General features: G+C 66.3%; 30 protein-coding genes. 10 read left to right on the forward strand and 20 right to left on the reverse strand.

Annotation, left to right across the window (positions count from 1 at the left end; all coding sequences use genetic code 11):
• The first annotated feature begins 42 nt into the window (after positions 1 to 42).
• Positions 43 to 1,059: a LacI family DNA-binding transcriptional regulator gene (locus tag ACZ1A1_RS13115; protein WP_463620287.1), complete on the forward strand. Its 1,017-nt coding sequence runs from the start codon at positions 43 to 45 to the stop codon at positions 1,057 to 1,059.
• 2 nt (positions 1,060 to 1,061) lie between these two features.
• On the opposite strand, the gene ACZ1A1_RS13120 is transcribed toward ACZ1A1_RS13115, so the two are convergent.
• From ACZ1A1_RS13120 to ACZ1A1_RS13135, 4 genes are all read right to left on the reverse strand, one after another.
• A complete protein-coding gene (locus ACZ1A1_RS13120) occupies positions 1,062 to 2,105 on the reverse strand; it encodes a Gfo/Idh/MocA family protein (RefSeq protein WP_415214730.1) in 1,044 nt (347 codons plus the stop codon).
• A gap of 8 nt (positions 2,106 to 2,113) precedes the next feature.
• Positions 2,114 to 2,899, reverse strand: coding sequence for a ThuA domain-containing protein (locus ACZ1A1_RS13125; RefSeq protein ID WP_313193592.1), 786 nt, complete (start codon positions 2,897 to 2,899; stop codon positions 2,114 to 2,116).
• 108 nt (positions 2,900 to 3,007) lie between these two features.
• Positions 3,008 to 3,349, reverse strand: coding sequence for an SMR family transporter (locus ACZ1A1_RS13130; protein WP_463620288.1), 342 nt, complete (start codon positions 3,347 to 3,349; stop codon positions 3,008 to 3,010).
• Positions 3,350 to 3,409: 60 nt separating this feature from the next.
• Positions 3,410 to 3,970 carry a TetR/AcrR family transcriptional regulator gene (locus ACZ1A1_RS13135; RefSeq protein ID WP_463620289.1) on the reverse strand — a complete coding sequence of 187 codons (561 nt, stop codon included), beginning with the start codon at positions 3,968 to 3,970 and terminating at the stop codon, positions 3,410 to 3,412.
• Between the two features lie 135 nt (positions 3,971 to 4,105).
• On the opposite strand from ACZ1A1_RS13135, the gene ACZ1A1_RS13140 reads away from it, so the two are divergent.
• Positions 4,106 to 4,522 carry a group II truncated hemoglobin gene (locus ACZ1A1_RS13140; protein ID WP_463620290.1) on the forward strand — a complete coding sequence of 139 codons (417 nt, stop codon included), beginning with the start codon at positions 4,106 to 4,108 and terminating at the stop codon, positions 4,520 to 4,522.
• 15 nt (positions 4,523 to 4,537) lie between these two features.
• Positions 4,538 to 4,912 (forward strand): DUF423 domain-containing protein, encoded by a 375-nt coding sequence (locus tag ACZ1A1_RS13145; RefSeq protein ID WP_313193596.1) that lies wholly within the window; start codon positions 4,538 to 4,540, stop codon positions 4,910 to 4,912.
• Positions 4,913 to 5,007: 95 nt separating this feature from the next.
• Here ACZ1A1_RS13145 and ACZ1A1_RS13150 read toward each other — a convergent pair whose 3' ends face one another.
• From ACZ1A1_RS13150 to ACZ1A1_RS13165, 4 genes are all read right to left on the reverse strand, one after another.
• Positions 5,008 to 5,274, reverse strand: coding sequence for a hypothetical protein (locus ACZ1A1_RS13150; protein WP_463620291.1), 267 nt, complete (start codon positions 5,272 to 5,274; stop codon positions 5,008 to 5,010).
• On the reverse strand, positions 5,271 to 5,663 hold the full coding sequence (locus tag ACZ1A1_RS13155; RefSeq protein ID WP_313193734.1) for a DUF2325 domain-containing protein: 393 nt from the start codon (positions 5,661 to 5,663) through the stop codon (positions 5,271 to 5,273). The genes ACZ1A1_RS13150 and ACZ1A1_RS13155 overlap by 4 nt, the downstream gene beginning before the upstream one ends.
• Before the next feature lie 405 nt (positions 5,664 to 6,068).
• Positions 6,069 to 6,956, reverse strand: a complete 888-nt coding sequence (locus ACZ1A1_RS13160; RefSeq protein WP_313193598.1) for a TonB family protein — start codon at positions 6,954 to 6,956, stop codon at positions 6,069 to 6,071.
• Between the two features lie 57 nt (positions 6,957 to 7,013).
• Positions 7,014 to 7,442, reverse strand: coding sequence for a hypothetical protein (locus ACZ1A1_RS13165; RefSeq protein WP_313193599.1), 429 nt, complete (start codon positions 7,440 to 7,442; stop codon positions 7,014 to 7,016).
• Positions 7,443 to 7,669: 227 nt separating this feature from the next.
• Between ACZ1A1_RS13165 and ACZ1A1_RS13170 the strand changes: the two genes are divergently transcribed.
• The 6 genes from ACZ1A1_RS13170 (at position 7,670) to ACZ1A1_RS13195 (ending at position 12,652) form a co-directional block, all read left to right on the forward strand.
• Positions 7,670 to 8,716 carry a hemin-degrading factor gene (locus tag ACZ1A1_RS13170; RefSeq protein ID WP_463620292.1) on the forward strand — a complete coding sequence of 349 codons (1,047 nt, stop codon included), beginning with the start codon at positions 7,670 to 7,672 and terminating at the stop codon, positions 8,714 to 8,716.
• A gap of 56 nt (positions 8,717 to 8,772) precedes the next feature.
• Positions 8,773 to 9,723, forward strand: coding sequence for a heme/hemin ABC transporter substrate-binding protein (locus ACZ1A1_RS13175; RefSeq protein WP_463620293.1), 951 nt, complete (start codon positions 8,773 to 8,775; stop codon positions 9,721 to 9,723).
• Positions 9,710 to 10,831, forward strand: coding sequence for a FecCD family ABC transporter permease (locus tag ACZ1A1_RS13180; RefSeq protein ID WP_463620294.1), 1,122 nt, complete (start codon positions 9,710 to 9,712; stop codon positions 10,829 to 10,831). The genes ACZ1A1_RS13175 and ACZ1A1_RS13180 overlap by 14 nt, the downstream gene beginning before the upstream one ends.
• Positions 10,832 to 10,837: 6 nt before the next feature.
• The gene (locus ACZ1A1_RS13185; protein WP_313193602.1) at positions 10,838 to 11,626 is read left to right on the forward strand and encodes a heme ABC transporter ATP-binding protein; all 789 of its coding nucleotides are present in this window, start codon (positions 10,838 to 10,840) and stop codon (positions 11,624 to 11,626) included.
• A 136-nt stretch (positions 11,627 to 11,762) separates the two neighbouring features.
• Positions 11,763 to 12,161, forward strand: a complete 399-nt coding sequence (locus ACZ1A1_RS13190) for a glycine zipper domain-containing protein (protein WP_463620295.1) — start codon at positions 11,763 to 11,765, stop codon at positions 12,159 to 12,161.
• A gap of 62 nt (positions 12,162 to 12,223) precedes the next feature.
• The gene (locus ACZ1A1_RS13195) at positions 12,224 to 12,652 is read left to right on the forward strand and encodes a hypothetical protein (protein ID WP_424547250.1); all 429 of its coding nucleotides are present in this window, start codon (positions 12,224 to 12,226) and stop codon (positions 12,650 to 12,652) included.
• Between the two features lie 75 nt (positions 12,653 to 12,727).
• On the opposite strand, the gene ACZ1A1_RS13200 is transcribed toward ACZ1A1_RS13195, so the two are convergent.
• The 3 genes from ACZ1A1_RS13200 to ACZ1A1_RS13210 form a co-directional block, all read right to left on the reverse strand.
• Positions 12,728 to 14,233 carry a sensor histidine kinase gene (locus ACZ1A1_RS13200; protein ID WP_463620296.1) on the reverse strand — a complete coding sequence of 502 codons (1,506 nt, stop codon included), beginning with the start codon at positions 14,231 to 14,233 and terminating at the stop codon, positions 12,728 to 12,730.
• A 120-nt stretch (positions 14,234 to 14,353) separates the two neighbouring features.
• Positions 14,354 to 14,908: an RNA polymerase sigma factor gene (locus ACZ1A1_RS13205; protein ID WP_119256868.1), complete on the reverse strand. Its 555-nt coding sequence runs from the start codon at positions 14,906 to 14,908 to the stop codon at positions 14,354 to 14,356.
• A 7-nt stretch (positions 14,909 to 14,915) separates the two neighbouring features.
• Complete coding sequence (locus tag ACZ1A1_RS13210) at positions 14,916 to 15,095, reverse strand: NepR family anti-sigma factor (RefSeq protein ID WP_463620297.1); 180 nt, start codon at positions 15,093 to 15,095, stop codon at positions 14,916 to 14,918.
• A gap of 169 nt (positions 15,096 to 15,264) precedes the next feature.
• Between ACZ1A1_RS13210 and ACZ1A1_RS13215 the strand changes: the two genes are divergently transcribed.
• Complete coding sequence (locus ACZ1A1_RS13215; protein WP_463620298.1) at positions 15,265 to 16,059, forward strand: response regulator; 795 nt, start codon at positions 15,265 to 15,267, stop codon at positions 16,057 to 16,059.
• A 287-nt stretch (positions 16,060 to 16,346) separates the two neighbouring features.
• Here the strand turns inward: ACZ1A1_RS13215 and ACZ1A1_RS13220 are convergent, their stop codons facing one another.
• From ACZ1A1_RS13220 to ACZ1A1_RS13260, 9 genes are all read right to left on the reverse strand, one after another.
• Complete coding sequence (locus ACZ1A1_RS13220; RefSeq protein WP_463620299.1) at positions 16,347 to 17,927, reverse strand: FGGY-family carbohydrate kinase; 1,581 nt, start codon at positions 17,925 to 17,927, stop codon at positions 16,347 to 16,349.
• On the reverse strand, positions 17,927 to 18,619 hold the full coding sequence (locus tag ACZ1A1_RS13225; protein WP_463620300.1) for an HAD family hydrolase: 693 nt from the start codon (positions 18,617 to 18,619) through the stop codon (positions 17,927 to 17,929). The genes ACZ1A1_RS13220 and ACZ1A1_RS13225 overlap by 1 nt, the downstream gene beginning before the upstream one ends.
• Positions 18,620 to 18,695: 76 nt before the next feature.
• The gene (locus ACZ1A1_RS13230; RefSeq protein WP_463620301.1) at positions 18,696 to 20,180 is read right to left on the reverse strand and encodes a mannitol dehydrogenase family protein; all 1,485 of its coding nucleotides are present in this window, start codon (positions 20,178 to 20,180) and stop codon (positions 18,696 to 18,698) included.
• Between the two features lie 61 nt (positions 20,181 to 20,241).
• On the reverse strand, positions 20,242 to 21,015 hold the full coding sequence (locus ACZ1A1_RS13235; RefSeq protein WP_463620302.1) for an L-iditol 2-dehydrogenase: 774 nt from the start codon (positions 21,013 to 21,015) through the stop codon (positions 20,242 to 20,244).
• Entirely contained in the window at positions 21,012 to 22,013 is a 1,002-nt protein-coding gene (locus ACZ1A1_RS13240; RefSeq protein WP_463620303.1) for an ABC transporter ATP-binding protein, read from the reverse strand. The genes ACZ1A1_RS13235 and ACZ1A1_RS13240 overlap by 4 nt, the downstream gene beginning before the upstream one ends.
• A 13-nt stretch (positions 22,014 to 22,026) precedes the next feature.
• Positions 22,027 to 22,851 carry a carbohydrate ABC transporter permease gene (locus tag ACZ1A1_RS13245; RefSeq protein WP_119256860.1) on the reverse strand — a complete coding sequence of 275 codons (825 nt, stop codon included), beginning with the start codon at positions 22,849 to 22,851 and terminating at the stop codon, positions 22,027 to 22,029.
• A gap of 11 nt (positions 22,852 to 22,862) precedes the next feature.
• Positions 22,863 to 23,735 (reverse strand): carbohydrate ABC transporter permease, encoded by an 873-nt coding sequence (locus ACZ1A1_RS13250; protein WP_415215730.1) that lies wholly within the window; start codon positions 23,733 to 23,735, stop codon positions 22,863 to 22,865.
• Positions 23,736 to 23,989: 254 nt separating this feature from the next.
• Entirely contained in the window at positions 23,990 to 25,300 is a 1,311-nt protein-coding gene (locus ACZ1A1_RS13255; RefSeq protein ID WP_415215731.1) for an ABC transporter substrate-binding protein, read from the reverse strand.
• A gap of 157 nt (positions 25,301 to 25,457) precedes the next feature.
• Positions 25,458 to 26,411: a sugar-binding transcriptional regulator gene (locus tag ACZ1A1_RS13260; RefSeq protein WP_313193615.1), complete on the reverse strand. Its 954-nt coding sequence runs from the start codon at positions 26,409 to 26,411 to the stop codon at positions 25,458 to 25,460.
• Positions 26,412 to 26,421: the final 10 nt, after the last annotated feature.

Consider the following 26,421-nt stretch of genomic DNA (forward strand, 5'->3'; position numbering starts at 1 on the left):
CATAAAGGCCGCAATCGAAAGACTGCCTCCGAGGGGAAGAGGATGAACCTCAAGGAATTTGCCGCGCGCATCGGCCTCTCCCAGACGACGGTGAGCCGGGCGATAAGCGGCTACCCGGAGGTCAAGGCAGAGACACGCGCGCGCGTGCTGGAGGCCGCGGAGCAGCTGGGCTACCGCCCGAACAGCATCGCCCAGCGGCTGGCGACCGGCCGGGCCGGCGCCATCGGCATCGTCTTCCAGGGCGGCGGGCGCTTCGGGCCCCATTCCAGCGAGTTCATGGGCGGTCTTTCGACGCGCCTGCAGCAGGAAGGCATCGACATCCTCGTCTCGACCGTCGAGACCGCGGAAGACGAGGTGGCCGCCTATCGCCGGCTTGCGGCGAGCAAGCGGGTGGATGCCGTCATCGTGCATACGCCCGCCTGCACCGACGAGCGCATCGCGCTGTTGCAGGCGCTCGGCCTGCCCTTCATCGTGCATGGGCGGAGCGAGGCGGAAAAGCCCTTCGCCTTCCTCGACATCGACAATTTCGGGGCCATCGCCACCGCGACGAAGCATCTCGCCGCCTTCGGCCATCGCCGCATCGCCCTCATCAACGGCGATACGGACAGCACCTATGCCCGCGACCGGGACGAGGGCTACCGCAGGACGCTCGCGGCAGAAGGCATCGCGGCGGATCCGGCGCTGACCGGCCACGGCGAATTCACCGACGAGACCGGCTTCCGGCTCATGCAGGGCTTCCTCGCCCTCCCCGCCCCGCCGACGGCGGTCATCGCGGGGTCGATGATGTCGGCGCTCGGCGCGATGCGGGCGATCCGCATCGCGGGGCTTGCCGTGGGCGAGGATGTCTCGCTCATCGCCCATGACGACGTCTTTCCCTATCTCAGCCCCGACAATCTCGTTCCGGCCGTCACCACGACGCAATCGCCGATCCGCGCGGCGGGCGGGCGGATCGGCGACATGGCCTTGCGGCTTTTGCAGGGGGAAGCGCCGGAAGCGCTTCAGGAGGTCTGGCCGGTCGAGTTCGTCATCCGCGGCTCGACAGGCCCGGCCCGGACTTAAGATCAGACCGCCAGCTCGCAGCGCCCCTTCTCGGTTTCAATGGCAAGATCGAGCACCTTCTGGAGCTCGGCGGCATGGCGGAAGCCCGGCTCGATCCTTTCGCCCGCCGCGACGGCCGCTGCGAAGCGCTCGTAATTGGTCGGCACCGTGCCGGCGTCGATCTCGCGCCAAACGGCCTGCTCGACATCCTCGCCGAGGCAGCCGCGCAGCTTCGATCCCTCGGTCGAATGGATGACCTCGAGGGCACCCTTGTCGCCATGCATGCGCAGGCGAAGCTCGTTGAGATGGCCGGTCGCCCAGCGGCTGGCATGGATGACACCGAGCGCGCCGTTGTCGAAATCCACCGTCATCGTGAAGCTGTCATTGGCGTCGAGGTCGTATTCGCCGATCCGGTTGTCGGGCGCCTTGTCGAAGGCCTTCAGCCGCGCGAAGACGTGGTCCACGTCGCTCGCCGCGCCGTAGCTGGCGAAATCGAGGATGTGGATGCCGACATCGCCCAGCACGCCATTCGAGCCGTGCCGGGTGGAAAGGCGCCAGAGCCACTGGCTTTCCGTCGCCCAGTTGCCCCACGCCTTCGAGACGAGCCAGCTTTGCAGGTACGACGCCTCGACATGGCGCACGCGGCCGATCTCGCCCGCCAGCACCATCGCGCGCGCCTTCTGCAGCGGCGCCACGTTGCGATAGGTGAGGTTCACCATGGTCACGAGGCCGGAGGCCTCGGCGGCGCGGGCCATCTCGTCGGCCTTGGCGTGGTTTTCCGCCAGCGGCTTCTCGCACATCACATGCTTGCCCGCCGCCAGCAGAGCCAGCGTCGTCGGATGGTGGGCGCGGTCGGGCGTGACATTGGTCGCCGCGTCGAAGCCATTCCAGGCGATGGCGTCCTCCAGCGAGGTGAAGACGTTCGCGATGCCGTGCTGGTCGGCGAAGGCCTTGGCCCGCGAGGGGTCGACATCGACCGCGCCGACCAGCTCGACGCCGTCTATCGCGGCAAAATATCTGGCATGTGTATTGGCCATGCCGCCTGTTCCAACAACGAGAAGACGCATCGTTCGCCTCAGCGGTAACCGGCTTCGCCGGCCTCATGCAGTTTCGGGCCGCGCTCCTCGATCGGCTCCAGGGCCTTGTCGACCGGCACGTTCGGCGCGTCGTGGATCGCCGCATAGGTGCCCTGCGGGTTGAAGGCCCATTTCACGCCGTTGACCAGGACCTTCTGGACCGTGGCGTCGTGATAGGTCGGGTAGGTCTCGTGGCCCGGGCGGAAATAGAAGATGTTGCCGGCGCCGCGGCGCCAGGTGAGGCCCGAGCGGAACACCTCGCCGCCCGCAAACCACGAGATGAAGACGGTCTCCAGCGGCTCCGGCACGGAGAACTGCTCGCCATACATCTCCTCGTTTTCCAGCACGAAATTCTCGCCGAGCCCTTCGGCGATGGGGTGGCGGGGATTGATCACCCAGACTCGCTCGCGCTCGCCCGCCTCGCGCCATTTCAGCGCGCAGGGCGTGCCCATCAGACGCTTGAAAATCTTGGAGAAATGGCCGGAGTGCAGCACGAGGAGGCCCATGCCCTCCCACACGCGCCGCGCCACGCGCTCCACCACCGCATCGTCGACCGCGCCGTGATCCTTGTGGCCCCACCAGACGAGGACGTCCGTCTCGGCAAGGCGGGCCTCGGTGAGCCCGTGTTCCGGCTCCTGCAGCGTCGCCGTCGTGGCGCGGATCGCCGGATCCCTGTTCAGCGCCTCGGCGATCGTGTTGTGCATGCCGTTCGGATAGATCGAGCGGACGATCTCGTTCGTCTGCTCGTGGATGTTCTCACCCCATACGATGGTGCGTATTGCCATGTGCCATTCCTTCAAGGCCGAAAATTGAAACCGCTTTCAATTCGTCGAAACCGTTAGAGGCAGTCCCGCTTTTTGGCAAGCGGGTCCCCTCGCGATTCCGGCTCCCTTTCAGTGGAATGTCGATTTGGAGAAAAGGTTCAGCACGAGGACGCCGGCAATGATCAGCCCGAGGCCGGCAATGGCGGCAAGATCGAGCTTCTGGCCGAAGGCGAAATAGCCGACGAGCGAGATCAGCACGATGCCGAGGCCGCTCCAGATCGCATAGGCGATGCCGACCGGAACGTAGCGCAGGCTCCAGGAGAGGAAGTAGAACGCCACGGCATAGCAGACCACCATGACGAGGGTCGGCCCGAGGCGGGAGAAGTGCTGCGCGGCCTGCATGGCGGAGGTGCCGAGCACTTCGAAGACGATGGCGAGGACGAGGACGGCATAGACGGCGGTGATGTTCATGCGAGGTCTCCGGCGCGGGCCGCGCCAACGGGCGCCTTCCGGCGCAGATTGCAAAGACGGTCAGGTGCGCGACAGGGCCATCAGGCGCTCCAGCATGGCCGCGCGCGTTGCGGCATCCATGGCCGGCGCCCCGAGCAGGTCGGCCAGCCACAGCCCGTCCACCGCATAGCGGACGAGCATGGCGTCGAGCGTCGAATCCGTGCCGACATTTTCGGCAAGGTGCCGGTCGACCCATTGTCCCCAGCGCTCGCGCAGGTGCGGCTCGGAGATGAGCGCGACGGTGAGCACTTTCCATTGCTCGCCGTCGGAAAGGCCCTCCGGCAGGAACCAGATCGCCGCATAGGCCCGCGTGAAGCGGCCCTTCGGCTCGGGATCGTCGCGCATTCGCTCGGCAAGCGCCCGGTCGAACTTTTCCGTCAGGTCGTCGAACAGGCCGTCGAGCAGCGACAGCTTGTTGGGGAAATGGTGCAGCAGACCGCCCTTGCTGACCCCCGCCGCCTGGGAAACGGCATCGAGCGTCACGCTCGCCGGCCCCTTCTCCAGCGACAGTTTCGCCGCGACCTCCAGCAATTGCTGGCGGACGGCTTCGGGATGCTTCTTGCGGTGATGGGCCTTGCTCATGATAAAAACATACCGTCCGGACGGTTTCTTGTCAATCTCCTCCAAACGGCACTCCCGGGCGCATTGCCGCAGCTTTTCAGCCGGGATTGCGTGGCGGATGCGGCGGCGCTAAGACCCTGGACAACGGGAAGAACCATGACCGACGCGACGGAAGAGCAGGAACGGCAGGGCGAGACGATCACCCTCTACCAGGCGGTGGGTGGCGAGACGGGCGTGCGCGCCCTGACGCGCCGCTTCTACGAACTGATGGATACAATGCCGGAAGCGGCCCGCTGCCGCGCCATCCATCCGCCGGACCTGACGGGCAGCGAGGAAAAGCTCTACGAATACCTGACCGGCTGGCTCGGCGGCCCGCCGCTCTATACGCAGAAGCGCGGCCACCCCATGCTGCGCCGCCGCCATTTCGTGGCGCCGATCGGCCCGGCCGAACGGGACGAATGGCTGCTCTGCTTCGTGCGCGCGCTGGAAGAGACGGTGCCCGGCGAGGGCCTGCGGAAGATCATCCTCGAGCCGGTCACCCGGCTTGCCCACCACATGCAGAACCAGGAATAGCCCCGGGAGTCATCCATGTCCTTTTCGCTCCGCTCGGCAAGCCTTCTCGTCGCCGGCCTGATGGGCCTTGCCGGCGTCGCAACGGCCGCGGCCGCCTCGCATGGCAGCGATCCGCGCCTGATGGCCGGCGCTTCCGCCATGTGCCTTGCCCATGCCCCGGCGCTGGTCGCGCTCCACGCGGCCTGGCCTGCGGTGCGGACCGCGCCGCTCGCCGCGCTGCTGCTGGCCCTCGGCACGGCGCTCTTTGCCGGCGACCTCGTCTTCCGCCATTCGGCGGGACACGGGCTCTTCCCCATGTCCGCGCCGACCGGCGGCGTCGTGATGATGGCGGGATGGCTGGCAGTGGCGCTCGGCGCGTTCCTGCCTAGAGCAATTCCAGCAAAAGTGTGAAGCGGTTTTGCGTCCGGAATTGCGTTAAAACAAAGAGTTAGAGCGTTTTCGCGATTCGGAGAAAAGCGGAAATGCTCTAAGAAGCAAGCCTGACGTCAGCGCCCGGAGGGCGCGCGACGCAGCGAGGAGAACGCGACGACATTGTCGTTGCGCGCATCGAGGGCCATATCGTCCTCGAAAGCCGCCCGGCGCGCCGGCGGGCGGGCGTCGTGCACGGGAAATTCCACGACATTGGCGCTGTCCAGCAGGCAAGCGCGGCGCGTCAGGAGGGCATAGAGCTCCGGTACGAGGCCGTCGCCGTTCTGGGCGGCCAGCTTGTGCAGGCCGATCATCGCGAAGGCCTCGGGTCTTTCGTCATTCACTGGGTACTATCTCCCTGGCTCATGCTCTGCAGGGCCCGCTCGAAGGAGGACTTGCTGCCGTTGCGCAGCGGCACGAAGGCCTTCTCCCACTTCTTGCAGCCCGTTTTCACGCGGATGCAGGCATCATGGCTGATACAGTCGATGGGGCAGAAGACGCAGTCCACGGAGGGCAGCACGTTGTCGATGCGGGAAACCGCCTCGCGCAGGCCGCCGTCGTGATGGATGAGGTTGGCGCCGTAGGAACTGGCGATCTGGCGCAGATGCGCCACCTGGCAGTCGCGACCGCCGACATAGAGGAAGCTGCGGCCTTCGAGGCCCGCCTTGCCCTCGGCCCTCTCGTCATTGTCCTGCCGCTGGCGGGCCTGCTGCTGTTGCCTCTTCTCGCGCATCGCCTTCCTCTCCGCTTCGCCGGTCCGGCGCTTTACTCTGGTGACTTCCACGCTGCGGGGGGCCTGCGCCTGCGGCGCCCGCACCTCCATCCGCGGGGCGGCCGGCGCTGCGGCCGCTCCCTCCTGCAAACCCTCGGCCATCTGCTTGCGGAGCGCGGCAAGCTGGCGCTCCAGATCGGCGATGCGCCGGTCGCGCTCGGCGATCATTGCCTTCAGGACCGACTCCATGCGGCCCGCAGTCATCATATTCATGCAGTATCCCCTTTGGCACTCCGCGTGGGCGGAGCCTCAGTCCGGGGCAACCTACAAAACTTGATTTTCAGAGTAAAGTATAAACATGACTATCAAAGTCATATTTTCCGACAAAAAAATCCCGCCGTCCGGAAGGCGGCGGGAAAGATCGCCTCAGTTGAACACGATCGGCACGTTGAACGCCCAGGACGAGCGCCCCGCGGCCTCGGGGATCTTCGCGAAGGGCGCGGCCCGCTGCACCGAATCGACCGCGGCCCTGTCGAGCGCCGCGCTGCCGGAGCTGCGCGCAACGCGGATGCCGCTCGCCTGCCCGCCCGAACCCACGACGAAGCTCACGACCACGCTGCCGCTCTCGCCACCCGGCGCGCGCCGCTTGGCGCGGTTGATCTTGTTGCGGACCTTGCCCGGATAATTGCTGACGGCGGCATTGCCGGCCGTCGATGAATTGCCCTTCTGCTGGCCGCCGACGGAAGCGGTCTTCACGTCGGCCGAGCCGTCCACCTCGCCCTTCGTGGCATTCACCTTCGCCGTGCCCTTCTCGCCGGCCTTGCGGACGACCTTCTGCTTCGGCTTCTTGCGCTCGACCTTCTTGACCGGCTCTTCCTTCTTCACCTCGGGAACCGGCTTGATCTCCTCTTCCGGCTCGACCTCGGGCTTGATTTCCGGGATCGGGATCGCGGCGATCTCCACCTCGGCGGAGGGAACGATCAGCTCCTGCACGGGCTCCGAGATCACCGGATCGACGGGCGTAATCTCCGTCGTCTCGGGCTGGATCTCCGTGGGCTGGATTTCCGCGACTTCCTGCGGCTCGGTGATGTCGGGCTGGATCGCTTCCGGTGTGATCGCCTCTTCGGGATTGCCCGACTCGACCGCCTCGAAGGCGCCGTTGCCGAGCATGGCCACTTCCGCGACGACGCCGCCGGCGATCAGCGCCTCGTCTTCCGGCGCCGCCGGCGTCATGGTGAGGATCGCGGCCGCCCCGGCATGGGCCAGCAGGGAAAGAGCCCCCGCACCGATCCAGAGCCACTTGCTTCCAGCCATCGTCTTATCCACCATTCCGTTTTCCGCGATCCCGCGTCATGCGGGCCGCCACTCAACTCAACCTTCGAGACCGGCCGATGCCTTGCTGCGGGTGACGATGCCGTCCATGCAGCGGGCCTTGTCGAGCCCCTCACCTTCGCAGACCGGCGCGTCGTTGATCAGCAGGTTCTTCACCGCCTCGCACTTGATGCCCGGCACGTCGAACTGGCGCACCTTCGACTTGCCGGCCGGCAGGTCGCGGAAGTCGAGCAGCGCCAGCCGCTCCACCGTGCCCTTGTCGTTGAAGATCACGAATTCGAAGGAGACCTTCGAAACGTTCTGCTGAAAGCCGTTCACCGCGACGAAGGTGAAGAGGCAGCCCTTCTGCGAGGCGGCAAGCGCATTGAGTTCGACATCCAGCCCCTTGGGAGCGGCTTCCTGCGCGGCCGCGCCGGAGACGGCGGCGGCTGCAAGCATCGACGAGAGTAGAAGGGTGCGTACGATCATGGCTTGCCTGTTTCGGGTTCCCGGCCCGGGCATCCGCCCTGGCTAACGGAGTCTTACAAAATTAACATGAGGTTGTCAGTCCGGTATTGCGCCTATAGATAAATATGAGTAATCAAGTCAAGATAGTAAGCGCCAAATTCCGCTGCAAACTCCTGTTTCGCCGATGAAATCAGCCAAGGGGAAGCCGAAAGGAAATTGGCCCGGAACATTTGACGAAGGCCGCGACCATGACCGACACGACCCGACCGACCCCTGCCGAAATCCGCGCCTTCCGCGCGGAAAACCCCAAGATGCGCGAGCGTGACATCGCCGCCCAGCTCGGCATTTCGGAGGCGGCGCTCGTCGCGGCCGAGGTCGGGCTCACCGCGATCCGCATCGACGGCAGCGCCAACCGCTTCCTCGAGCGCGCCGAAACCCTCGGCGAGATCATGGCGCTGACCCGCAACGAAAGCGTCGTGCACGAGAAGATCGGCGTGTTCGAGAAGGTCACCACCGGCAAGCACGCCTCGATCGTGCTCGGCGAGAACATCGACCTGCGCATCTTCCCGGGCACCTGGGCCCACGGCTTCGCCGTGACGAAGACGGACGGCGAACAGGCCCGCCGCAGCCTGCAGTTCTTCGACAAGGCCGGCGACGCCGTGCACAAGGTCCACCTTCGCCCGGCCTCCAGCCTCGAAGCCTACGAGGCCATCGTCGCCGACTTCCGCCTGGAGGACCAGTCGCAGGAATTCGTGGAAGTCGTCTTGGAAAAGACCGTCGAGACCGGCCCGGTCGACGTCGACGCGCTGCGCGAGAACTGGAGCGCCATGACGGATACGCACCAGTTCTTCGGCATGCTGCGCAAGCTGAAGATCGCCCGCCAGGACGCCGTGCGCAGCGTCGGCGAGGATTTCGCCCGTCAGGTGCGCGCCGATGCCGTCAGCGAATTGCTGCGCGCCTCGGCCGAGCGCGACGCCGAGATCATGTGCTTCGTCGGCAATCACGGCACGATCCAGATCCACACCGGCCCGGTGAAGAACATCCAGCCGATGGGCCCGTGGATCAACGTGATGGACCCCACCTTCCACATGCACCTGCGCACCGACCACATCGCCGAATGCTGGGTGGTCCGCAAGCCGACCAGCGACGGCCACGTCACCTCGCTCGAAGCCTATGACGCGAGCGGCGAGATGATCGTCCAGTTCTTCGGCAAGCGGAAGGAAGGCATGAGCGAGCGCGCCGACTGGCGCGAGATCCTCGACGGCCTGCCGCGCCCCGACAGCGCCGCCGCCTGAAGACGAGCACCATCGGGGAACACGACCCCAGGGACCACGACCCAAGGATTACGATCATGAGCAAGAGCTTCGATCTGCGCCGCGCCCGCCCGTGGGAAGTGGCCCTCACCGTCTTCGCGCTTTCCGCCCCGCTGCTGGCGCCCTTCACCATGCCCGTCGACGGCGGCTTCGTCCGCAGGGCGGCCGCGCAGGACATGCAGAAGGTCGACACGTCGAAGCTCGTGACGATCGGCGGCGCGGTGACGGAAATCGTCTATGCGCTCGGCGAAGGCGAACGGATCGTCGCGCGCGATTCCACCAGCATGTATCCCGAGGAGGCGCTGAAGCTGCCGGACGTCGGCTACATGCGCGCCCTCTCGCCGGAAGGCGTCATCGCCGTTAATCCCACCGCGATCCTCGCGGTGGAAGGCAGCGGCCCGGCCGATGCGCTGGCCGTGCTGAAGAGCGCCGGCATTCCCTTCGAAACCGTGCCGGAAGGCTATGACCGCGCCGCGATCCTCAGGAAGATCGACGTTGTCGGCAATTTCCTCGGCGTGCCGGAAAAGGCGAAGGCGCTGGAAGAGAAGGTGGGCGCCGAACTCGACGGCGCCATCGCCGATGCCGCCAAGCGGCCGGAAAGCGAGCGCAAGCGCGTGCTCTTCATCCTGAGCTTCCAGAACGGCCGCATCATGGCCGCCGGCAACCACACGGCCGCCGACGGCATCATCGGCCTTGCCGGCGCGATCAACGCCACCGAAGGCACCTTCGACGGTTACAAGCCGCTCACCGACGAGGCGGTCATCAATGCCAAGCCCGACGTCGTCATGGTCATGACGCGCCCGGGCGCCGGCAGCACGGACGAGGAAGTGCTCGCCCATCCCGCCATCGCCGTGACGCCGGCCGGCAAGAACAAGGCGGTCCTGCGCATGAACAGCCTGCACCTGCTCGGCTTCGGACCGCGCACCGCCTCGGCCGTCAGCGACCTCAACAAAGAACTCTACGGCAAGCCCGGCAATGTCTCTCAATGACGCCATGCGCGGCCCGGTCGCACGCAGGTCCTTCCTGATGCGCGCCGCCGGCGGGCAGGCGGCCGGCGACCGCACCGCGATCGCCCGCCTCACCCTCTGTCTCCTCGTCATCCTGTCGGTCGCCGCGATCGCGCTGTCCATCGCGACCGGCGCGTCGGACGCATCGGCGGTCAATGTCATCGGCGCGCTCCTCACCGGCGCGGAAGACACCGCGCTCAGCATGCGCGACCGCATCATCGTCTTCGACATCCGCATGCCCCGCGCCCTGCTCGGCTTCCTGATCGGCGCGGCGCTCGCCATGTCGGGCGCCGTCATGCAGGGCCTCTTCCGCAACCCGCTCGCCGATCCCGGCCTCGTCGGCATCTCCTCGGGCTCGGCGCTCGGCGCGGTGCTGATGATCGTGCTCGGCGGCAGCCTGCCGACCGGCCTCATGCTGGCGCTCGGCGCCTATGCGCTGCCGCTTGCCGCCTTCCTCGGCGGGCTTCTGACGACGCTGCTGCTCTACCAGATCGCCACGCGCGGCGGGCAGACCTCCGTCGCCACCATGCTGCTCGCCGGCATCGCCATCGCGGCCCTTGCCGGCGCCGTCACCGGCATCCTCATCTACATGGCCGACGACAAGCAGCTTCGCGACGTCACCTTCTGGAGCCTCGGCTCGCTCTCGGGCATGACCTGGGTGAAGCTTTTCGCCGCCGGCCCGATCATCCTGATCGCCCTCCTCGTCGTGCCCTTCCTGTCGCGCGGGCTCAACGCCATCACCCTCGGCGAGGCCGCCGCCTTCCACATGGGCGTGAAGGTGCAGCGGCTGAAATACACCGCGGTCGTGGCCGTGGCGGGCGCCGTCGGCGCCTCGGTCGCCGTTAGCGGCGGCATCGGCTTCGTCGGCATCGTGGTGCCGCACCTGCTGCGCATCGTCATAGGCCCGGACCATCGCTACCTGCTGCCGGCCTCCGCGCTGCTCGGCGGCGTGCTGATGCTCGGGGCGGACATGCTGGCGCGCACCATCGTCGCCCCCGCGGAACTGCCCATCGGCATCATCACTGCGCTGGCCGGCGCGCCCTTCTTCCTCTGGGTGCTGCTGCGCGACCGCACGCGGAACGGCTGGTAGGACGCGATGATCGCTGCAAGGAACCTCACGGTCAGCCTTTCCGGCAAGACCATTGTCCATGGCGTATCGCTGGAGGCGAAGGCCGGCGAGCTGACCGCCATCGTCGGCCCCAACGGCTCCGGCAAGACGACGACGCTGAAGGCGGTCGCCGGCGAGCTTGCCAGCAAGGGCGACATCACCCTCAACGGCCACGACATCCGCGCGCTCGAGCCCTGGCAGCTCGCCATCAAGCGCGCGGTGCTGCCGCAGGCCGCGACCATCGCCTTTCCCTTCACCGTGCGCGAGATCGTCCGCCTCGGCCTGACCGTCGGCCCGAACCGCCATGCCGACCGCATCGACGCCATCACGGCCGAGGCGCTCCGCGCCGTCGACCTCTCGGGCTTTGCCGGGCGGCTCTACCAGGAGCTTTCCGGCGGCGAGCAGCAGCGCGTGCAGCTTGCCCGCGTGCTCTCCCAGATCTGGGAGCCCGTCCTCGACGGCGAGCCCTGCTTCCTGATGCTCGACGAGCCGGTCTCGGCGCTCGACATCCGCCACCAGCTCACCATCATGCAGCTCGCCCGCCGCTATTGCGAAAACGGCGGCGGGGTGATCGCCGTCATGCACGACCTCAACCTCACAGCCATGTTCGCCGACCACATGGTGATGATGAAGGCCGGCCGCATCGAGCGGGCGGGGCGTCCGGCCGATGTCATGACGGACGATGCGATGGAAGCCGTCTTCGGCTGCCGCATGCGCATCAACGGCGTGCCCGAGGCGGGCGTGCCCTTCGTGCTGCCCCATACCGCTTCGGCCTGACGTTCCAGCGTCCTGGAGCAGATCCAGGGAACTTTTTGCGACATTGCACGTTTTCTGCCCCGGAAGACCGTTCCGCCAAGGGGGTGGAGCGCAGTTCGGCCCGCGAACACGCGGGCGACCGCAAAGGAGAAACGGCATGGCCAACGGAATGTTTTCATCCCGCAGCAAGAACCTCAAAAACGGGCTCAAGGACGAAGCCCTGGCCGTCGAGGACCAGATCACGGAACTTCGCGAGGAAATCGCCTCGCTCGCCCGCCTGCTCGCCGACGACGCCTCGAAGGGGGCAGGAAACATCCGCAAGAAGGCCCGGGCGGCCAAGGCCGAGATGAGCGATGCCGCGCATGGCCTCAAGGACCGCGCGGAAAGCGACTTCCGCGACATGATCGCCGCCGGCGAGGACATCCTCTCCGAGCTCCAGTCCCGCTACCAGGATTCCGGCCGCATGGCCCGCAAGGCCGTCAAGGAGCACCCACTGACGACGCTCGGCGTTGCCGCCGCCGCCGGCTTCCTTCTGGCCGCGCTCCTGCGGCGCTGATCCATCCCTTCACGATCCCGGGACGCTCCGGCGTCCCCTCACTTCCGCGGAGCACACAAGGCATGCTGTCACTGGGGGCCATTCTCGTGCAAAATCTCGTCACCCGCGTCACGGACCGGGTGGAGGAAACGGTCGACAGCGCCCGGCGCAACGCGATCGGCGGCCTGATCGCCGGCGTGTTGCTCGTCACCGCCTATGTGCTGGCCGTCGTCGGCGGCGCGGTGCTGCTGGCCGAGCGCTACGGCACGGCGCCGGCCCTCTTCGGCCTTGCCGGCGGCTTCCTCCTGCTGGCCATCATCGTGCTCGTCGTCGTCGCCGCCCGCAACAGGCGGGAGCGGGAACTGCGCCGCATCCGCCGGCAGCAGCTTGCCGCGCGCCGCGACCTGATGGCCGCGGCCGCCACCGTCGCCACGCAAAAGCCCTTCGCCGCGACGGCCGTGGCGCTTGCCCTCGGCTTCCTGCTGGCGCCGAAATCGCGCCGCGACGACTGACTGACAATCCGGGGATTGCTGACAAGAGAGCCGTGCGCCCGAACGGGCGCACAAGGACGTCCGTTTCCTTAAAACTTACAGCGGCATCCGCACGACGGCCGTAACGCCCTTCGGCAGATATTCGACATGCACGCTGCTGCCGAGGATCTTGTCGAGGCTGCGCTCGATCAGCACGGAGCCGAAGCCGCGCCGCCCGTTCGGATTGACCGGCGGCCCGCCGACCTCGTGCCAGGTCATGTTGAGCACGCGGCGGCCCTCTTCGTTGACGATGCGCGCCGTGATCACCACCTTGCCGGAGCGGACCGAGAGCGCCCCGTATTTGCGGGCATTGGTGGCAAGCTCGTGCAGCACGAGGCCGAGGCCGACCGCCTCGTCCGGCCCCAGTTCCACCTCGTCCTTGTGGATCTCGACCTGGCTCTCGTAGTCGAGCGCATAAGGCATGATCTGCTTCTGCAGCAGCATCTTGAGATGGATGACGCCCCATTCGTGATCGCTGAGCAGCCCATGCGCCTCGGAGAGCGATTGCAGGCGGCCGGCAAAGGCATCCATGAACTCCACCGGATCGCTCGTCTGGCGAAGGGTCTGGCGGGCGAGCGACTGCAGCATGGCGAGCGTGTTCTTGACGCGATGGTTCAATTCGCGCAGCAGGAGCCGCGTGCGCTCGGAGGCGAGCTGCCCGTCGGTGACGTCGACATTGATGCCGAGGAAGAGTGTCGGCTTGCCCTCCGCGTCCCATTCATGCACCCGGCCGCGTCCGAGCAGCCAGCGGCCCGACTTGGACGCCCGGAACAGGCCGTCATATTCCTTGCCGGTGGCGAGCGCGTTGCGCAGCCGGTCGATGGTCGTCTTGCGGTCGGCGGGGTGGACCGCGCTGAAGAAGCTGCGCGCGCTCATCGGCCGCGTCGTGCGGAAGCCGAGCATGCGGTGGAAAGTATCGTTGCCCGACACGATGCCCGTGGAGAGGTCCCACATCCAGCTTGCGACATTGGCGGCGTCGAGCGCCAGCGCATGGCGCTTCTCGTCACGCGACAGGACCTCGGCGGCCAGCATGCGCCGCCGCGCCTCTTCCTTCTGGCGGATCAGGACGCCCGCGAGCGAGGCGAGCTTGACGAGCTGCGGCAGCAGGGTATCGGCAGCGGCCGTGCGCGCCTTCCTGTCGACGACGGCGACGGTGCCGATGGACTGGCCGTCCATCACGATCGGCGCGCCCGCATAGAAACGGACATGCGCCTCGCCGCTGACGCTCGGCAGGCCGGAAAAGCGGGGATCCTTGCACGCGTCGGCCACCATGAGCGGCGCGGCATCCTTCTCCGCCAGCATCCGTGCGCAAAAGGTCTCCTCCGAGGGAGAGCGGATGTCCGGCGTGCCGCGGCGCGCCAGGAACCATTGGTCCGTCTCGCCGAGAACGGTGACGAAGGCCATGGGGGTATCGGCCAGACAGGCGGCAAGGCCAACAATATCGTCGAAATCGGGATCGGGGCCAAGAAAGACCGGCATGGCGGCTTGCAATGCCGCAAGCCGATCCCGCGCGCCGAGAATCGCAGCAACACCGGTCGGCAATGGCTGAACGTTGTCCTTCATGCCCTTTGGTAGGCGATTCCACGTCCGATTTCACCCGTCAGGCGCGAAAACGGTTGTATTTTCGCCGTTCTCCCTCAATCTTTCCGCCGCCCGCCACGAGGACGGGCGGCTTTCTAGCCATCAGGATGCGAATGCACGCGAGGTGATCGGCGCGGACACGGCGTCCGGACCGTAGTCGCTTTCGCCGCTGACCTGCAGAAGCTCCTGCAGGCGCTGGCGGGCGCGATTGACGCGGCTCTTGATCGTGCCGAGGGCGCAGCCGCAGATTTCCGCCGCCTCCTCGTAGGAAAAGCCCGAGGCGCCGACGAGGATGATGGCCTCGCGCTGTTCGTCCGGCAGCTTTTCCAGCGCCTTCTTGAAATCCTGCATGTCCAGCGAGCCGTACTGGGAGGGATGCTGGGCGAGGTTCTCTGTGAAGATGCCGTCGGAATCCTGCACCTCGCGGCCGCGCTTGCGCAGCTTGCTGTAGAGCTCGTTGCGCAGGATCGTGAAGAGCCAGGCCTTCATGTTCGTGCCCATCTCGAACTGCTCCTGCTTCGCCCAGGCCTTCATGATCGTGTCCTGCACGAGATCGTCCGCCTGGTCGTGGCGGCCGATCAGCGAAATGGCGAAGGCGCGCAGGCTCGGCAGAACGGCCAGCAGCTCCCGCTTGAAATTGGTCTGGTCCCTGTCCATTGCTTCCTCACTCGGCCCGTTGAACGCTGTTTTCGACAGCATCCAATTTTTCGAGAAGATCCAGGAACCTCTGGGGAAGCGCCTCATCCTGAACCGAATGGTAGAAGGCGCGAAGCTTCATCGCGATCTGCCCGTTCGGATCGTCCGGTTTTCTGGCGGACGGTCCCGCCCTCGTCTGTTTTTCCAAACTATTCACTCTTGGCCACTTTCATCTTGTGTCGCTCCACGCCCCGGTGAAGATTTCGGCGTCAAAATGCCGCCTGGCGAAAAAAGTTCCCTCCCCCGGAACCTAAATTTGATTGCCGCGTTCAAACCGTCAACTGCCAGTGCAGCAATTCGAGAACAGGGGACACACTATGCCGATTTCCGACCGCATCGGACCTCATCTTCCGGCGCTTCGCCGCTACGCCCGCGCGCTTACGGGCACCCAGTCCTCCGGCGACGCCTATGTGGCCGCCACCCTGGAAACCATCCTCATCGATCCCTCGACCATGCCGGAAGGCCAGGACGACAAGGCAAGGCTCTTCGGGCTCCTCAGCCGCATCATCGCATCGCTGCCGGTTTCCATGAGCCGCGCCGCCGGCGCCATCGTGCCGGGCAAGGAGGCGCCCTTCGATCTTTCCGGCGTGCCCCCGCTCGGCCGCCAGGCCCTGCTGCTTGCAACCGTCGAGGGCTTCTCGGTCGAGAAGACCGCCGAGATCCTCGAGGCTGACGCCGCGGACATCCGCGACCTGCTCGACGCCGCCTTCGCGGAAATCGCGGCGCAGGCGGAAACGGGCATCATGATCATCGAGGACGAGCCGCTGATCGCGCTCGACCTTGCCCACATGGTCGCCGGCATGGGCCACCGCGTCACCGGCATCGCCCGCACCCAGGCCGAGGCCGAGACGCTGTGGAGCGACAGCCGCCCGGGCCTGGTGCTCGCCGACGTGAAGCTTGCCGACGGTTCCTCCGGCATCGATGCCGTCAACACCATCCTCTCGCGCACGGATATCCCGGTGATCTTCATCACCGCCTACCCGGAGAAGCTCCTGACCGGCGAGCGGCCCGAACCGGCCTTCCTCGTCTCCAAGCCCTTCAACCCCGAACAGGTGAAGGTGCTGATCAACCAGGCTCTCCTCTTTACGCCGCAGACCCGCGCAGCGGCCTGATCTCGCTCCCGGATAGCCGCAGCGGCGGCGCGGCCGGCGGCGGTGGGACGGCACGCCCACCGCCGCCTTTCCTTGTCCGCAACGATGAAAGGCCGACAAAAGAAAACAGCCAGCGCCGGGGAGGCACTGGCTGCTTGAATGTCCACGGACCGGAGGGGGACACGGTGTCGTGGTCGATCACCGGTCGAGGGCCTCGCATTTGGGGGATATGCGCAGACCGGTGACAACCGATAAACACGCGGCGCGCGATTTGGTTCCGACCGGTTGCGGATTTTTCGAGAAATTTTTCAGTCGATGGCGTCGAGTTCGGCGCGATGGCGATAGAGCGCCAGGAAACGCCGGAAATCCCGGTCGTAGCGGGCCTTGCGGGCCGCATTCGGCAGGTATTCCCGCCCGCCCGGATACATGCCGGAGCCCGCCGCCGGCAGGTCCGGATAGAGGCCGCCGGCAACCGCCGCGGCCATCGCCGTGCCGAGCAGCACCGCATCCTGCGTCTGCGGCACGACGAGGCGGCAGCCGGTCACATCCCGGTAGAGTTCCATCAGCAGCGGATTGCGCACATGGCCGCCCGCGACATGGAGCGTATCGAGCGGATAGCCGCCGTCGGCGAGCTTTTCAAGGATATGGCGGATGCCGAGCGCGATGGCGACCGAGGTCCGCCAGTAGAGCCGGCAGAGCCCGTCGAAGGAGGCATCGAGCGCCAGCCCGCTGATCACGCCGAGGGCATGGGGATCGGCGAGCGGCGAACGGTTGCCGTGAAAATCGGGCAGGACATGCAGCCGCTCTGCGAAGGCCTCGCCCTCTTCGGCCCGCAGTTCCCCGATCCGCTCGACGATCCGGGCATGCGTTACCGCCGTGGGCTCGCCGCCGGCGCTGTGCGTCCGGACGATATGGTCGAGCAGCGCGCCCGCCGCCGACTGGCCGCCCTCCAGCAGCCAGAGGCCCGGCAGGACCGCCTCGTAATAGGGTCCCCACATGCCGTAGCCGAATTTCTTTTCCCGCGCGAAGGCGACGATGCAACTCGACGTCCCGCCGATCAGCGCAAGCTGCCGCTCCAGCTTTTCCGGCGCGCCGGCAAACGGGCCGAGCACGCCCAAGGCGCCGGCATAGGCATCGATGAGGCCGCTCGCGACCACGCAGTCCGTGTCCAGCCCGAGGTCTTCCGCCGCCCCGGCGGCAAGCCGCCCGACCGCCTGCCCGACGGGCAGGGTCGTTTGCGGCAGCGATCCACGCTCGCGCACGTCCTCAAGCCCGACCGCGGCGAGGAAATCCTCGCTCCAGGGCTCTTCCGCATGGGAAAGATAGTTCCACTTGGCCGTCATCGTGCAGCGCGAGCGGGCATTCGAGCCCGTCGCCCGCCAGGTGACGAAATCGGCGAGATCGAAGAAATAGCCGGCCCTCGCCCATTGCCCGGGCCGGTGGCGCTTCAGCCACATGAGCTTCGGCATTTCCATTTCCGGCGACATCACGCGCCCGGAATGGTCAAGCGCCGGATGCGCCGTCGCCGTGCAGGCATCGGCCTCCTCCAGCGCCCGGTGGTCGAGCCAGACGATCGTATCCCAGCGCGCGTCATCGCCGGAAACGGCGAGCGGCTTTCCCGCCCCGTCGCGGACGACCAGCGAGCAGGTCGCATCCACGCCCAGCGCGGCGACCCGCGACGGGCGCGCATCCGCCGCCGCGCAGGCGCCCCGGACCGCGCCGCAGACGGCGCGCCAGATATCCTCGGAATCGTGTTCGGCATGGTCGGCGGCCGGGCGGCGCATGGCGATCGGATGCTCGGAACGCCCGAGCAGCGCGCCGCTCCGGTCGAACACACCGGCGCGGGCACTGCCCGTGCCGATGTCCACCGCAACGATCAGATCGCGCATCAATGCTCTTTCCCGACGTCCTCTTCCTCGCGGACAAACTGTAACAATTCCCGCATGTCGTCAAACAGGGCATCGGGACGCAGGTCGAGCAGGGCGTCTCGATGGCGGGACGTGCGCGCATGGGAGCCGCCGGTGAACGCGACGACCCGCATGCCGGCGGCCTTGGCGGCCATGATGCCGGCGGGGCTGTCCTCCACCACCACGCAGCGCGCAGGGTCCACCCCCATCTCGGCGCTGGCATGCAGGAAGAGATCCGGCGCCGGCTTGCCGTGGACGACCATGCTGGCGCTGAAGATGTTCGGCTCGAAGCGGCCGATGAGGCCGGTGACGGAAAGCGACAGCCGGATGCGCTCGGGCTGGCTGGACGAGGCCACGCAATGGGCGACGCCGAGCGCATCGACGGTCTCGGCCACGCCCGCGATGGGCCGGAGCTCCGAACGGAAGCGCTCGTAGAGCACCTTGCGCATGGCCTCCAGGAAGGCCGCATCTATCGCAAGACCGTATTCGTCGTGCAGGATCTCCGACATGCTTTTGAGGCTGCGGCCGAGAAAACGCTCATGCGCCTCCGCCTCGCTCATCGCGACGCCCGCGGCGGCAAGCGCTTCGACAAGAACGGTGATCGAGATGGGTTCGCTGTCGACGAGCACCCCGTCGCAATCGAAGATGACCAGTTCTGTCGCTTTGGCGGCCATGGCGTTCCGTTCCGTTTTCAGGCCCCCGTTGGTACTGTCTGCCCCGCGCGATGAAAAGCCCCGATTGGCGATCTCCTCAATTTGCCAGGCGGCCTTCCAGATAGCGCGTCAGCGTCGCACGCGTTCCTTCTTGCTGAAGGGAGCGGAGCGCATCGGCAAAGCGCCGGCGGAAGAGCTCCGACGTGCCGACGGCGCCGAAGATGTCCTTCATGTCGAGGAAGGCGAGCGGCTCGTCCCTGGCGGCCGTCGCGGCGGCACGGATGCGGTCGATATTGGGATCGTTGAAGGCGATATCCTTGCCGCTGTCGGTCGTGCCGGCGAGATAGTGGCACCAGAGCGCCGAGACCAGCGAGAGGCCGACGACATCCTCGCCGCGCGACAGCCGGTCGGCGGTGGACGGCAGGATGAACTTCGGCTGGCGGTTGGACCCGTCCTGCGCAAGGCGCGGGATCGTATCGGCGATCTTCGGATTGGAGAAGCGCCGCTCGATGAGCGCATAATAGTCGTTGAGGTCGGTATCCGGCACGGGCGGGATGACGGGGATGATCTCGTCCCGTTCCAGCTTGGCGAGGAAGGCGCGGATATCCGCATCCTCCATCGCCTCGTGCACGAAATGGATGTCGAGCAGCGCCGCCGGATAGGCGATGGCCGCATGGCCGCCGTTGAGGATGCGGATCTTCATGTGCTCGTAGGGCGCGACATCCGGCACGAACTGGACGCCGGCCTTCTCCAGCGCCGGGCGACCTTGCGGGAAATGATCCTCCAGCACCCATTGCTTGAATTCCTCGCAGAAGACCGGCCAGGCGTCGTCGATGCCGTAGTCGGCGGCGGCGATGCCGATCTCGCGCGGCCCGGTGGCGGGCGTGATGCGGTCTACCATGCCGTTCGGGAAGGCGACATTGGCGTCGATCCAGTCGGCGAGCGCCGGATCGGAGAGGCGGGCAAGGCCGGAGACGGCGGCGTGCGTGACCTCGCCATTGCCGGGAATGTTGTCGCAGGACATGACGGTGTAGGGCGGAATGCCCTTCTCCCGGCGCACCTTGAGCCCTGCGAGGATGAGGCCGAAGACGGTCTTCGGATCGCCGGGATTTGCGGCGTCGGCGGCAATCGCCGGATGGGTGGGATCGAAGACGCCGGAGGCCGGATCGATGAAATAGCCGCCCTCGGTGATGGTCAGCGAGACGATGCGGATCGCCGGGTCCGAGAGCTGGGCGATAGTCGCCGTGGCATTGCCGGGGGCGAGGTAGCCGATCATCGCGCCGGTGACGCGCGCGCCGGAGCGGTTGTTGTCCTGCTCGACCACGGTCGTCAGGAAATCCTGGCCCGCGAGCTTGTCACGCATCGCCGCATCCGAGGGCAGGACACCCGCGCCGATGATCGCCCAGTCATGGTCGAGGCCGAGATTGAAGAGGTCGTCGAGATAGACCGCCTGATGCGCCCGGTGGAAATTGCCGACGCCGAAATGGACGATGCCGGCCGCAAGGCTGCCGCGCTCATAGGCGGGCACGCTTGCCGTCCTGGCGATTTCCCTGAGGTTGGCGAGCGACAGTTTCGTGGTCATGGTCCATTCCTTCCGGTCTGTCCGGTCATCTCTCTTGCCGGGGTCCGCGTTCGGCGCGGGCTCAGCTCATCCAGTTGCCGCCGTCGACATTGTAGGTCTGGGCGACGACGTAGTTGCTCTCCTGCGAGGCCAGGAAGATCGCCATGCCGGTGAGGTCGTCCGCCGTTCCCATGCGGCCGAAGGGCACTTCGGCGCCGACGAGGCGCTTCTTCTCGCCGAGCGGCCGGTTCTCGTATTTCGCAAAGAGCGCGTCGACGCCGTCCCAGTGCTCGCCGTCGACCACGCCGGGGGCGATGGCATTGACGTTGATGCCGTGCCTGATGAGGTTCAGCCCGGCCGACTGGGTCAGGCTGATGACGGCCGCCTTGGTGGCGCAGTAGATGGCGACGAGCGCCTCGCCGCGCCGGCCGGCCTGGCTCGCCATGTTGACGATCTTGCCGCCGCGGCCCTGCGCGATCATCTGTTTCGCCGCCGCTTGCAGCGTGAAGAGCGTGCCGGCGACATTGATCGAGAACAGCCTGTCGTAGCTCTCCCGCGTGATCTCGACGATCGGCGCGAGATCGAAGAGCGCGGCGTTGTTGACGAGGATGTCGAGCCCGCCGGCCTCCTTCACGCAAGCCCCGATGGCCGCGTCGATGGACTCCTGCCGCGTCACGTCCATCTGGATCGCATAGGCCGCGGGGCCGATCTCCTTCGCGGTCGCCTCGGCCCGCTCGATATTGATGTCGGCGATGGCGACGCGCGCGCCCTCCCGGACATAGGCCTCCGCGAAGGCGCGGCCGATACCCCGCGCCGATCCGGTGATCAGCGCACTCTTGCCTTCCAGTCTGTTCATCGGATCGCCATTCCCTTGTCGTCGAAGCGGTGGATGCGGGTCTCGTCCGGCGTGAGATAGACGGTGTCGCCATGGGTGACGGGGAAGCCGCCGTCCGCGCGCACCGTCATCGTGCCGACGCCGTCGACATTGACATGCAGGAACGTGTCGGAGCCGAGATGCTCGGCGACGCCGACGACGCCCTTCCAGGTGCCGCTCTCCTTGGAGAGCTTCAGGTGCTCCGGACGGATGCCGGCGGTCGGCGCGTTCCAGGGCCTTGCCGCCTCGCCCGTGACGAAGTTCATGCGCGGCGAGCCGATGAAGCCGGCGACGAAGAGGTTGTCCGGCTTGTTGTAGAGATCGAGCGGCGAGCCGACCTGCTCGATATTGCCGGCATTCAGCACCACGATCTTGTCGGCCATGGTCATGGCCTCCACCTGGTCGTGGGTGACGTAGATCATCGTGGTCTTGAGCTGGTGATGAAGCTCGCTGATTTCGAGCCGCATCGTGCCGCGCAGCGCCGCGTCGAGGTTGGACAGAGGCTCGTCGAATAAAAAGGCCGACGGTTCGCGCACGATGGCGCGGCCGATGGCCACGCGCTGGCGCTGACCGCCGGAAAGTTGACCCGGCCGCCGCTCCAGGTAGTTGGTGAGGTTCAGCACGCGTGCTGCTTCCGTCACCTTCTTGTCGATGATGGCAGGATCGGTCTTCGCCATCTTCAGCGGGAAGGCGATGTTGTTCTTCACCGTCATGTGCGGATAGAGCGCATAGGACTGGAACACCATGGCGAGCCCGCGCTTGGCGGGGGCGGCGGCGGTGACGTCCTTGCCGTCGATCTCGATCGAGCCACTCGTCGTGTCCTCCAGGCCTGCGATGAGGCGCAAGAGCGTGGACTTGCCGCAGCCCGACGGGCCGACGAAGACCACGAACTCGCCGTCCTCGATGGTGAGGTCGATGCCCGGGATGACCTGCGTGGCGCCGAAGGATTTGTTGACTTTCTTCAGGATGATCTTGCCCATGAGTTCCCTCCCCTTACTTCACGGCGCCGAAGGTCAGGCCGCGGACAAGCTGTTTCTGGCTGAACCATCCCATGATGAGGATGGGGGCGATGGCGAGCGTGGATGCCGCCGAAAGTTTCGCCCAGAAGAGGCCCTGCGGGCTCGAGAACGAGGCGATGAAGGCCGTGAGCGGCGCGGCGTTGGTCGTCGTCAGGCGGATCGTCCAGAAGGATTCGTTCCAGGCGAGGATGATGTTGAGCAGCAGCGTCGAGGCGATGCCCGGCACCGCCATCGGCGTCAGCACATGCACGATCTCGCCCCAGAGCGTCGCCCCGTCCATGCGGGCCGCCTCTAGGATCTCCCCGGGGATCTCGCGGAAGTAGGTGTAGAGCATCCACACGACGATCGGCAGGTTGATCAGCGTCAGCATGACGGTGAGGCCAAAGCGCGTGTCGAGAAGGCCCGTGTCGCGGAAGATCAGGTAGATCGGCACCAGCACGGCGACGGCCGGCATCATCTTGGTCGAGAGCATCCACATCAGGATGTCCTTGGTCCGGCGCGTCGGCGCGAAGGCCATCGACCAGGCGGCAGGGATGGCGACGATAAGCGCCAGCAGCGTGGAACCGACGGAGATGACCACCGAGTTCATGAAGGGCTTGAGATAGTCGCGCTGGGTCTGCACCGTCACGTAGCTTTCCAGCGTGAAGGACGGGATGAGGCTGAAGCCCTTGATCGCCTCCGGCTCCGTCTTCAGCGAGGTGATGACGGTATAGAGGATCGGGAAGAAGATGATCAGCGCGACGATCCAGGCGGCGATCGTGGCCACAACCTTGTGGCGGGTCGAAACGGCTCTTGCCATGGCTTCTCTCCCTATTTGTCCAGGTTCTTGCCGACGGCGCGCATCAGGAAGATGGCGACGATATTGGCGAGGATGACGGCGATGATGCCGCCGGCGGAGGCGCCGCCCACGTCGTAGCCGAGGAGCGCGGTGCGGTAGATCAGGAAGGCGAGGTTCGTCGAGGCATAGCCCGGCCCGCCATTGGTGGTGACGAGGATTTCCGCATAGACGCCGAGCAGGAAGATCGTCTGGATGAGGATGACGACCGTGATGGCGCGGGCGAGATGCGGCAGCGTCAGGTAGATGAAGCGGGACACGAAGCCGGCGCCGTCCATCTCGGCCGCTTCCTTCTGCTCCCCGTCGAGCGACTGCAGGGCGGTCAGCAGGATGAGCGTCGCAAACGGCAGCCATTGCCAGGCGACGATGATGATGATCGACAGCAGCGGGAACTGGGCGAACCAGTCGATGGGCTGGAAGCCGAAGGCGCGGTTGATATCCGCAAGCACCCCGTAGCCCGGATGCATGATCATGTTCTTCCAGACGAGCGCCGCCACCGGCGGCATGACGAAGAAGGGCGAGATGATCATGATGCGCACGATCCCCTGCCCCCAGACCGGCTGGTCGAGGAGAAGCGCGATGGCGGTCCCGCCGACGACGGTGATGAGCAGCACCCCGCCGACGATCAGCAGCGTGTTCCAGATCGACTGGAAGAAGGCCGGATCGGTATAGAAGAACTGGTAGTTGAAGAGCCCCGTCCAGCTGACATTCGCCGGGTTCAGGAGGTTGTAGTTCTGGAACGAGAACCACAGCGTCATCGCCAGCGGCACGATCATCCAGATCAGAAGCAAGCCCACAGAGGGCGCCAACATCAGCCGCGCCAAACCGCGCGTATTCTCCGTCGCCATGATTTCCTCCCGAGGGCCGGTGCGGCCGGCCGATGCTGTCAGATCATATATGCCGCCAGCGGCCCCTCACCTGCCTGCCGGCATCCTCTCCCCGCAGGCGGGGAGAGGAACGATGGGCGCGCCGTTTTCCTCCTTCTCCCCGCCTGCGAGGAGAAGGTCCCGGCAGGGGGATGAGGGGCAAACGCCGAGCACGGCACCCCGCGTCCTCGGCTGCCCGGAACGCATTCCGGGCAGCCCGTCCTTGGGGAGGAGGCTTACTTGATGTAGCCGGCGCGGGTCATTTCGCGCACGGCCGTTGTCTGGGCCTGTGCCAGCGCGTCGTCCACGGAGGACTGGCCTGCGAGCACGGCCGAGAAGAGCTGGCCGACCGTCGTGCCGAGACCCTGGAATTCCGGGATCGCGACGAACTGGCCGCCCGTATAGGGCACCGGCTTGACCGAGGGCTTGGTGATGTCGGCCGCATCCATCGCCGCAAGGGTCGGAGCCGCGAAGGGCGCTGCCTTCTCGTATTCGGCGTTCTTGTAGAGCGAGGTGCGCGTGCCCGGAGGAACGTTCGCCCAGCCTTCCTTGCTGGCGACGAGCTCGGTGTAGCCCTTGCTGGTCGCCCAGGCGATGAACTTCTGCGCGGCCTCGGCCTTGGTCGAGCTTGCCGGAACCGCGAGGTTCCACGACCACAGCCAATGACCGTGGTTACCGTTGCCCGTATCCGGGAAGATCGCGTAGCCGACCTTGTCGGCGACCGTCGAGTCCTTCGGGTTGGAGACGAAGGAAGCGGCGACCGTCGCGTCGATCCACATGCCGCACTTGCCCTGCTGGAAGAGCGTCAGGTTCTCGTTGAAGCCGTTGGACGAGGCGCCCTGCGGGCCCGCATCCTTCATCATGTCGACGTAGAACTGGAGGGAGGTCTTCCACTCCGGCTGGTCGAACTGCGGCTGCCAGTTCTCGTCGAACCAGCGGCCACCGAAGGAGTTGTCGAGCGCGGTGAGGAACGCCATGTTCTCACCCCAGCCGGCCTTGCCGCGAAGGCAGATGCCGTTGATGTCGGCGCTGCGGTCGGTGATCTTGCGGGCGGCATCGCCGATGAATTCCCAGGTCGGGGAATCGGGCATCGTCAGGCCGGCCTTCTCGAACAGGTCCTTGCGGTACATGATCATGGCGGATTCGCCGTAGAACGGCGCGGCATAGAGCTTGCCGTCGACGGAAAGGCCGCCGCGGATCGCCGGCAGGAGGTCGTCGACGTCGTAGTCGTCGCCGAGGCCGTCGAGCGCGACCAGCCAGCCCTGCTTCGCCCAGATCGGAACTTCATAGTTGCCGATCGTGACGATGTCGTACTGGCCGCCCTTCGTCGCGATGTCGGTCGTGACGCGCTCGCGCAGCACGTTTTCCTCGAGCGTCACCCACTCGAGCTGAATGTCCGGATTCTTGGTGGTGAAGTCTTCCGTCAGCCCCTGCATGCGGATCATGTCGCCGTTGTTGACGGTAGCGATCGTGAGGGTTTCGGCATTGGCGAAACCGGCAAGAAGAGCAGCCGAGCAGGTGCCCAGCAGAAGGGTTCTCAAATTCATCATCTTCCTCCCAGAAGAGTTATGAGCATTTGCTTCGCTCATGGGCAATTACTCACAAAATGCCGCAGGAAGTCAACGACCATTCGTTGCTGCGATGCACAATGCACACAGCCATGCCTTGAATCTCATGGGAAATTTCTGTCCGGCGAAAGCGCCGTCAGGCCGAAAGCAGGTAGCGCGCCGTCGCTTCGTCGGTGATCACGCCGTTGATCATGCGCCCCCTGAGGGCGGCGAGGAGGGCGGCATATTTGCGCTTGCCCTTGGCAAGGCCGATGACCGTGGTCGTCTCGCGCGGCGGCAGCGGCACCGAGGCGACGCGCTCGTTGATGCTGCCGTCGAGCAGCCTGCCATTGCTGTCGAACATCCAGCCGCAGATCTCGCCGGCCGCCCCCTCCTCCATCAGCCGCGCCATCTCCCCGGGATCGAGGAAACCGTCGAGGCAGAGCGGCGCGTCGGCACCGAGCTCGCCGATGCCGACGAAGGCGACGTCCGCCTCGCGGCCGAGCTGCAGCGTCGACTGCACGAGGCTCTGCCGGTGCAGGAGATCGCGCTCTTCCGTCGAGGAGACGAGGACGGGCAGCGGCATCGGATAGTGCCGGGCCTTCACCGCGTCGGCCATGGAGAAGATGACGTTGTAATAGGCGGCCGAGCCGTCCGGCCCGATATTGCCGGTGAGCGACAGGATGCGGTGCTGCGGGCACTCCATCGCCGGAAGCTGGTCGATCGCCGCCTTCAGCGTGCGCCCCGTGCCGACGGCGAGCACGATGGGCTCGCTCTTCTTCAGCCAGCGCTCGATCTCCGCCGCCCCCGCCTCGGCGATGCCGATCGTCGTGGAGGTGGAACCCGGATCGCTCGGCACGATATCGACATGCACGAGGCCGAATTTCCGCTTGAGCGCCTCGCCCAGCTCCAGGCATTCGGCGATGGGATGGTCGAGGCGCACTTTGATCAGCCGCTCGGCGACGGCGAGCGAGACGAGGCGCTGCGCCGACTGGCGGGAAATGCCCATGGCCGAGGCGATCTCGTCCTGCGTGCGGCCGGCGACATAGTAGAGCCAGCCGGCCCTTGCCGCATCGTCCAGCCGCCCGGCTGTTTCCGTCCGCTTCGCCATCGTATTCCCC

The organism is Shinella sp. R2-11, assembly GCF_055330205.1.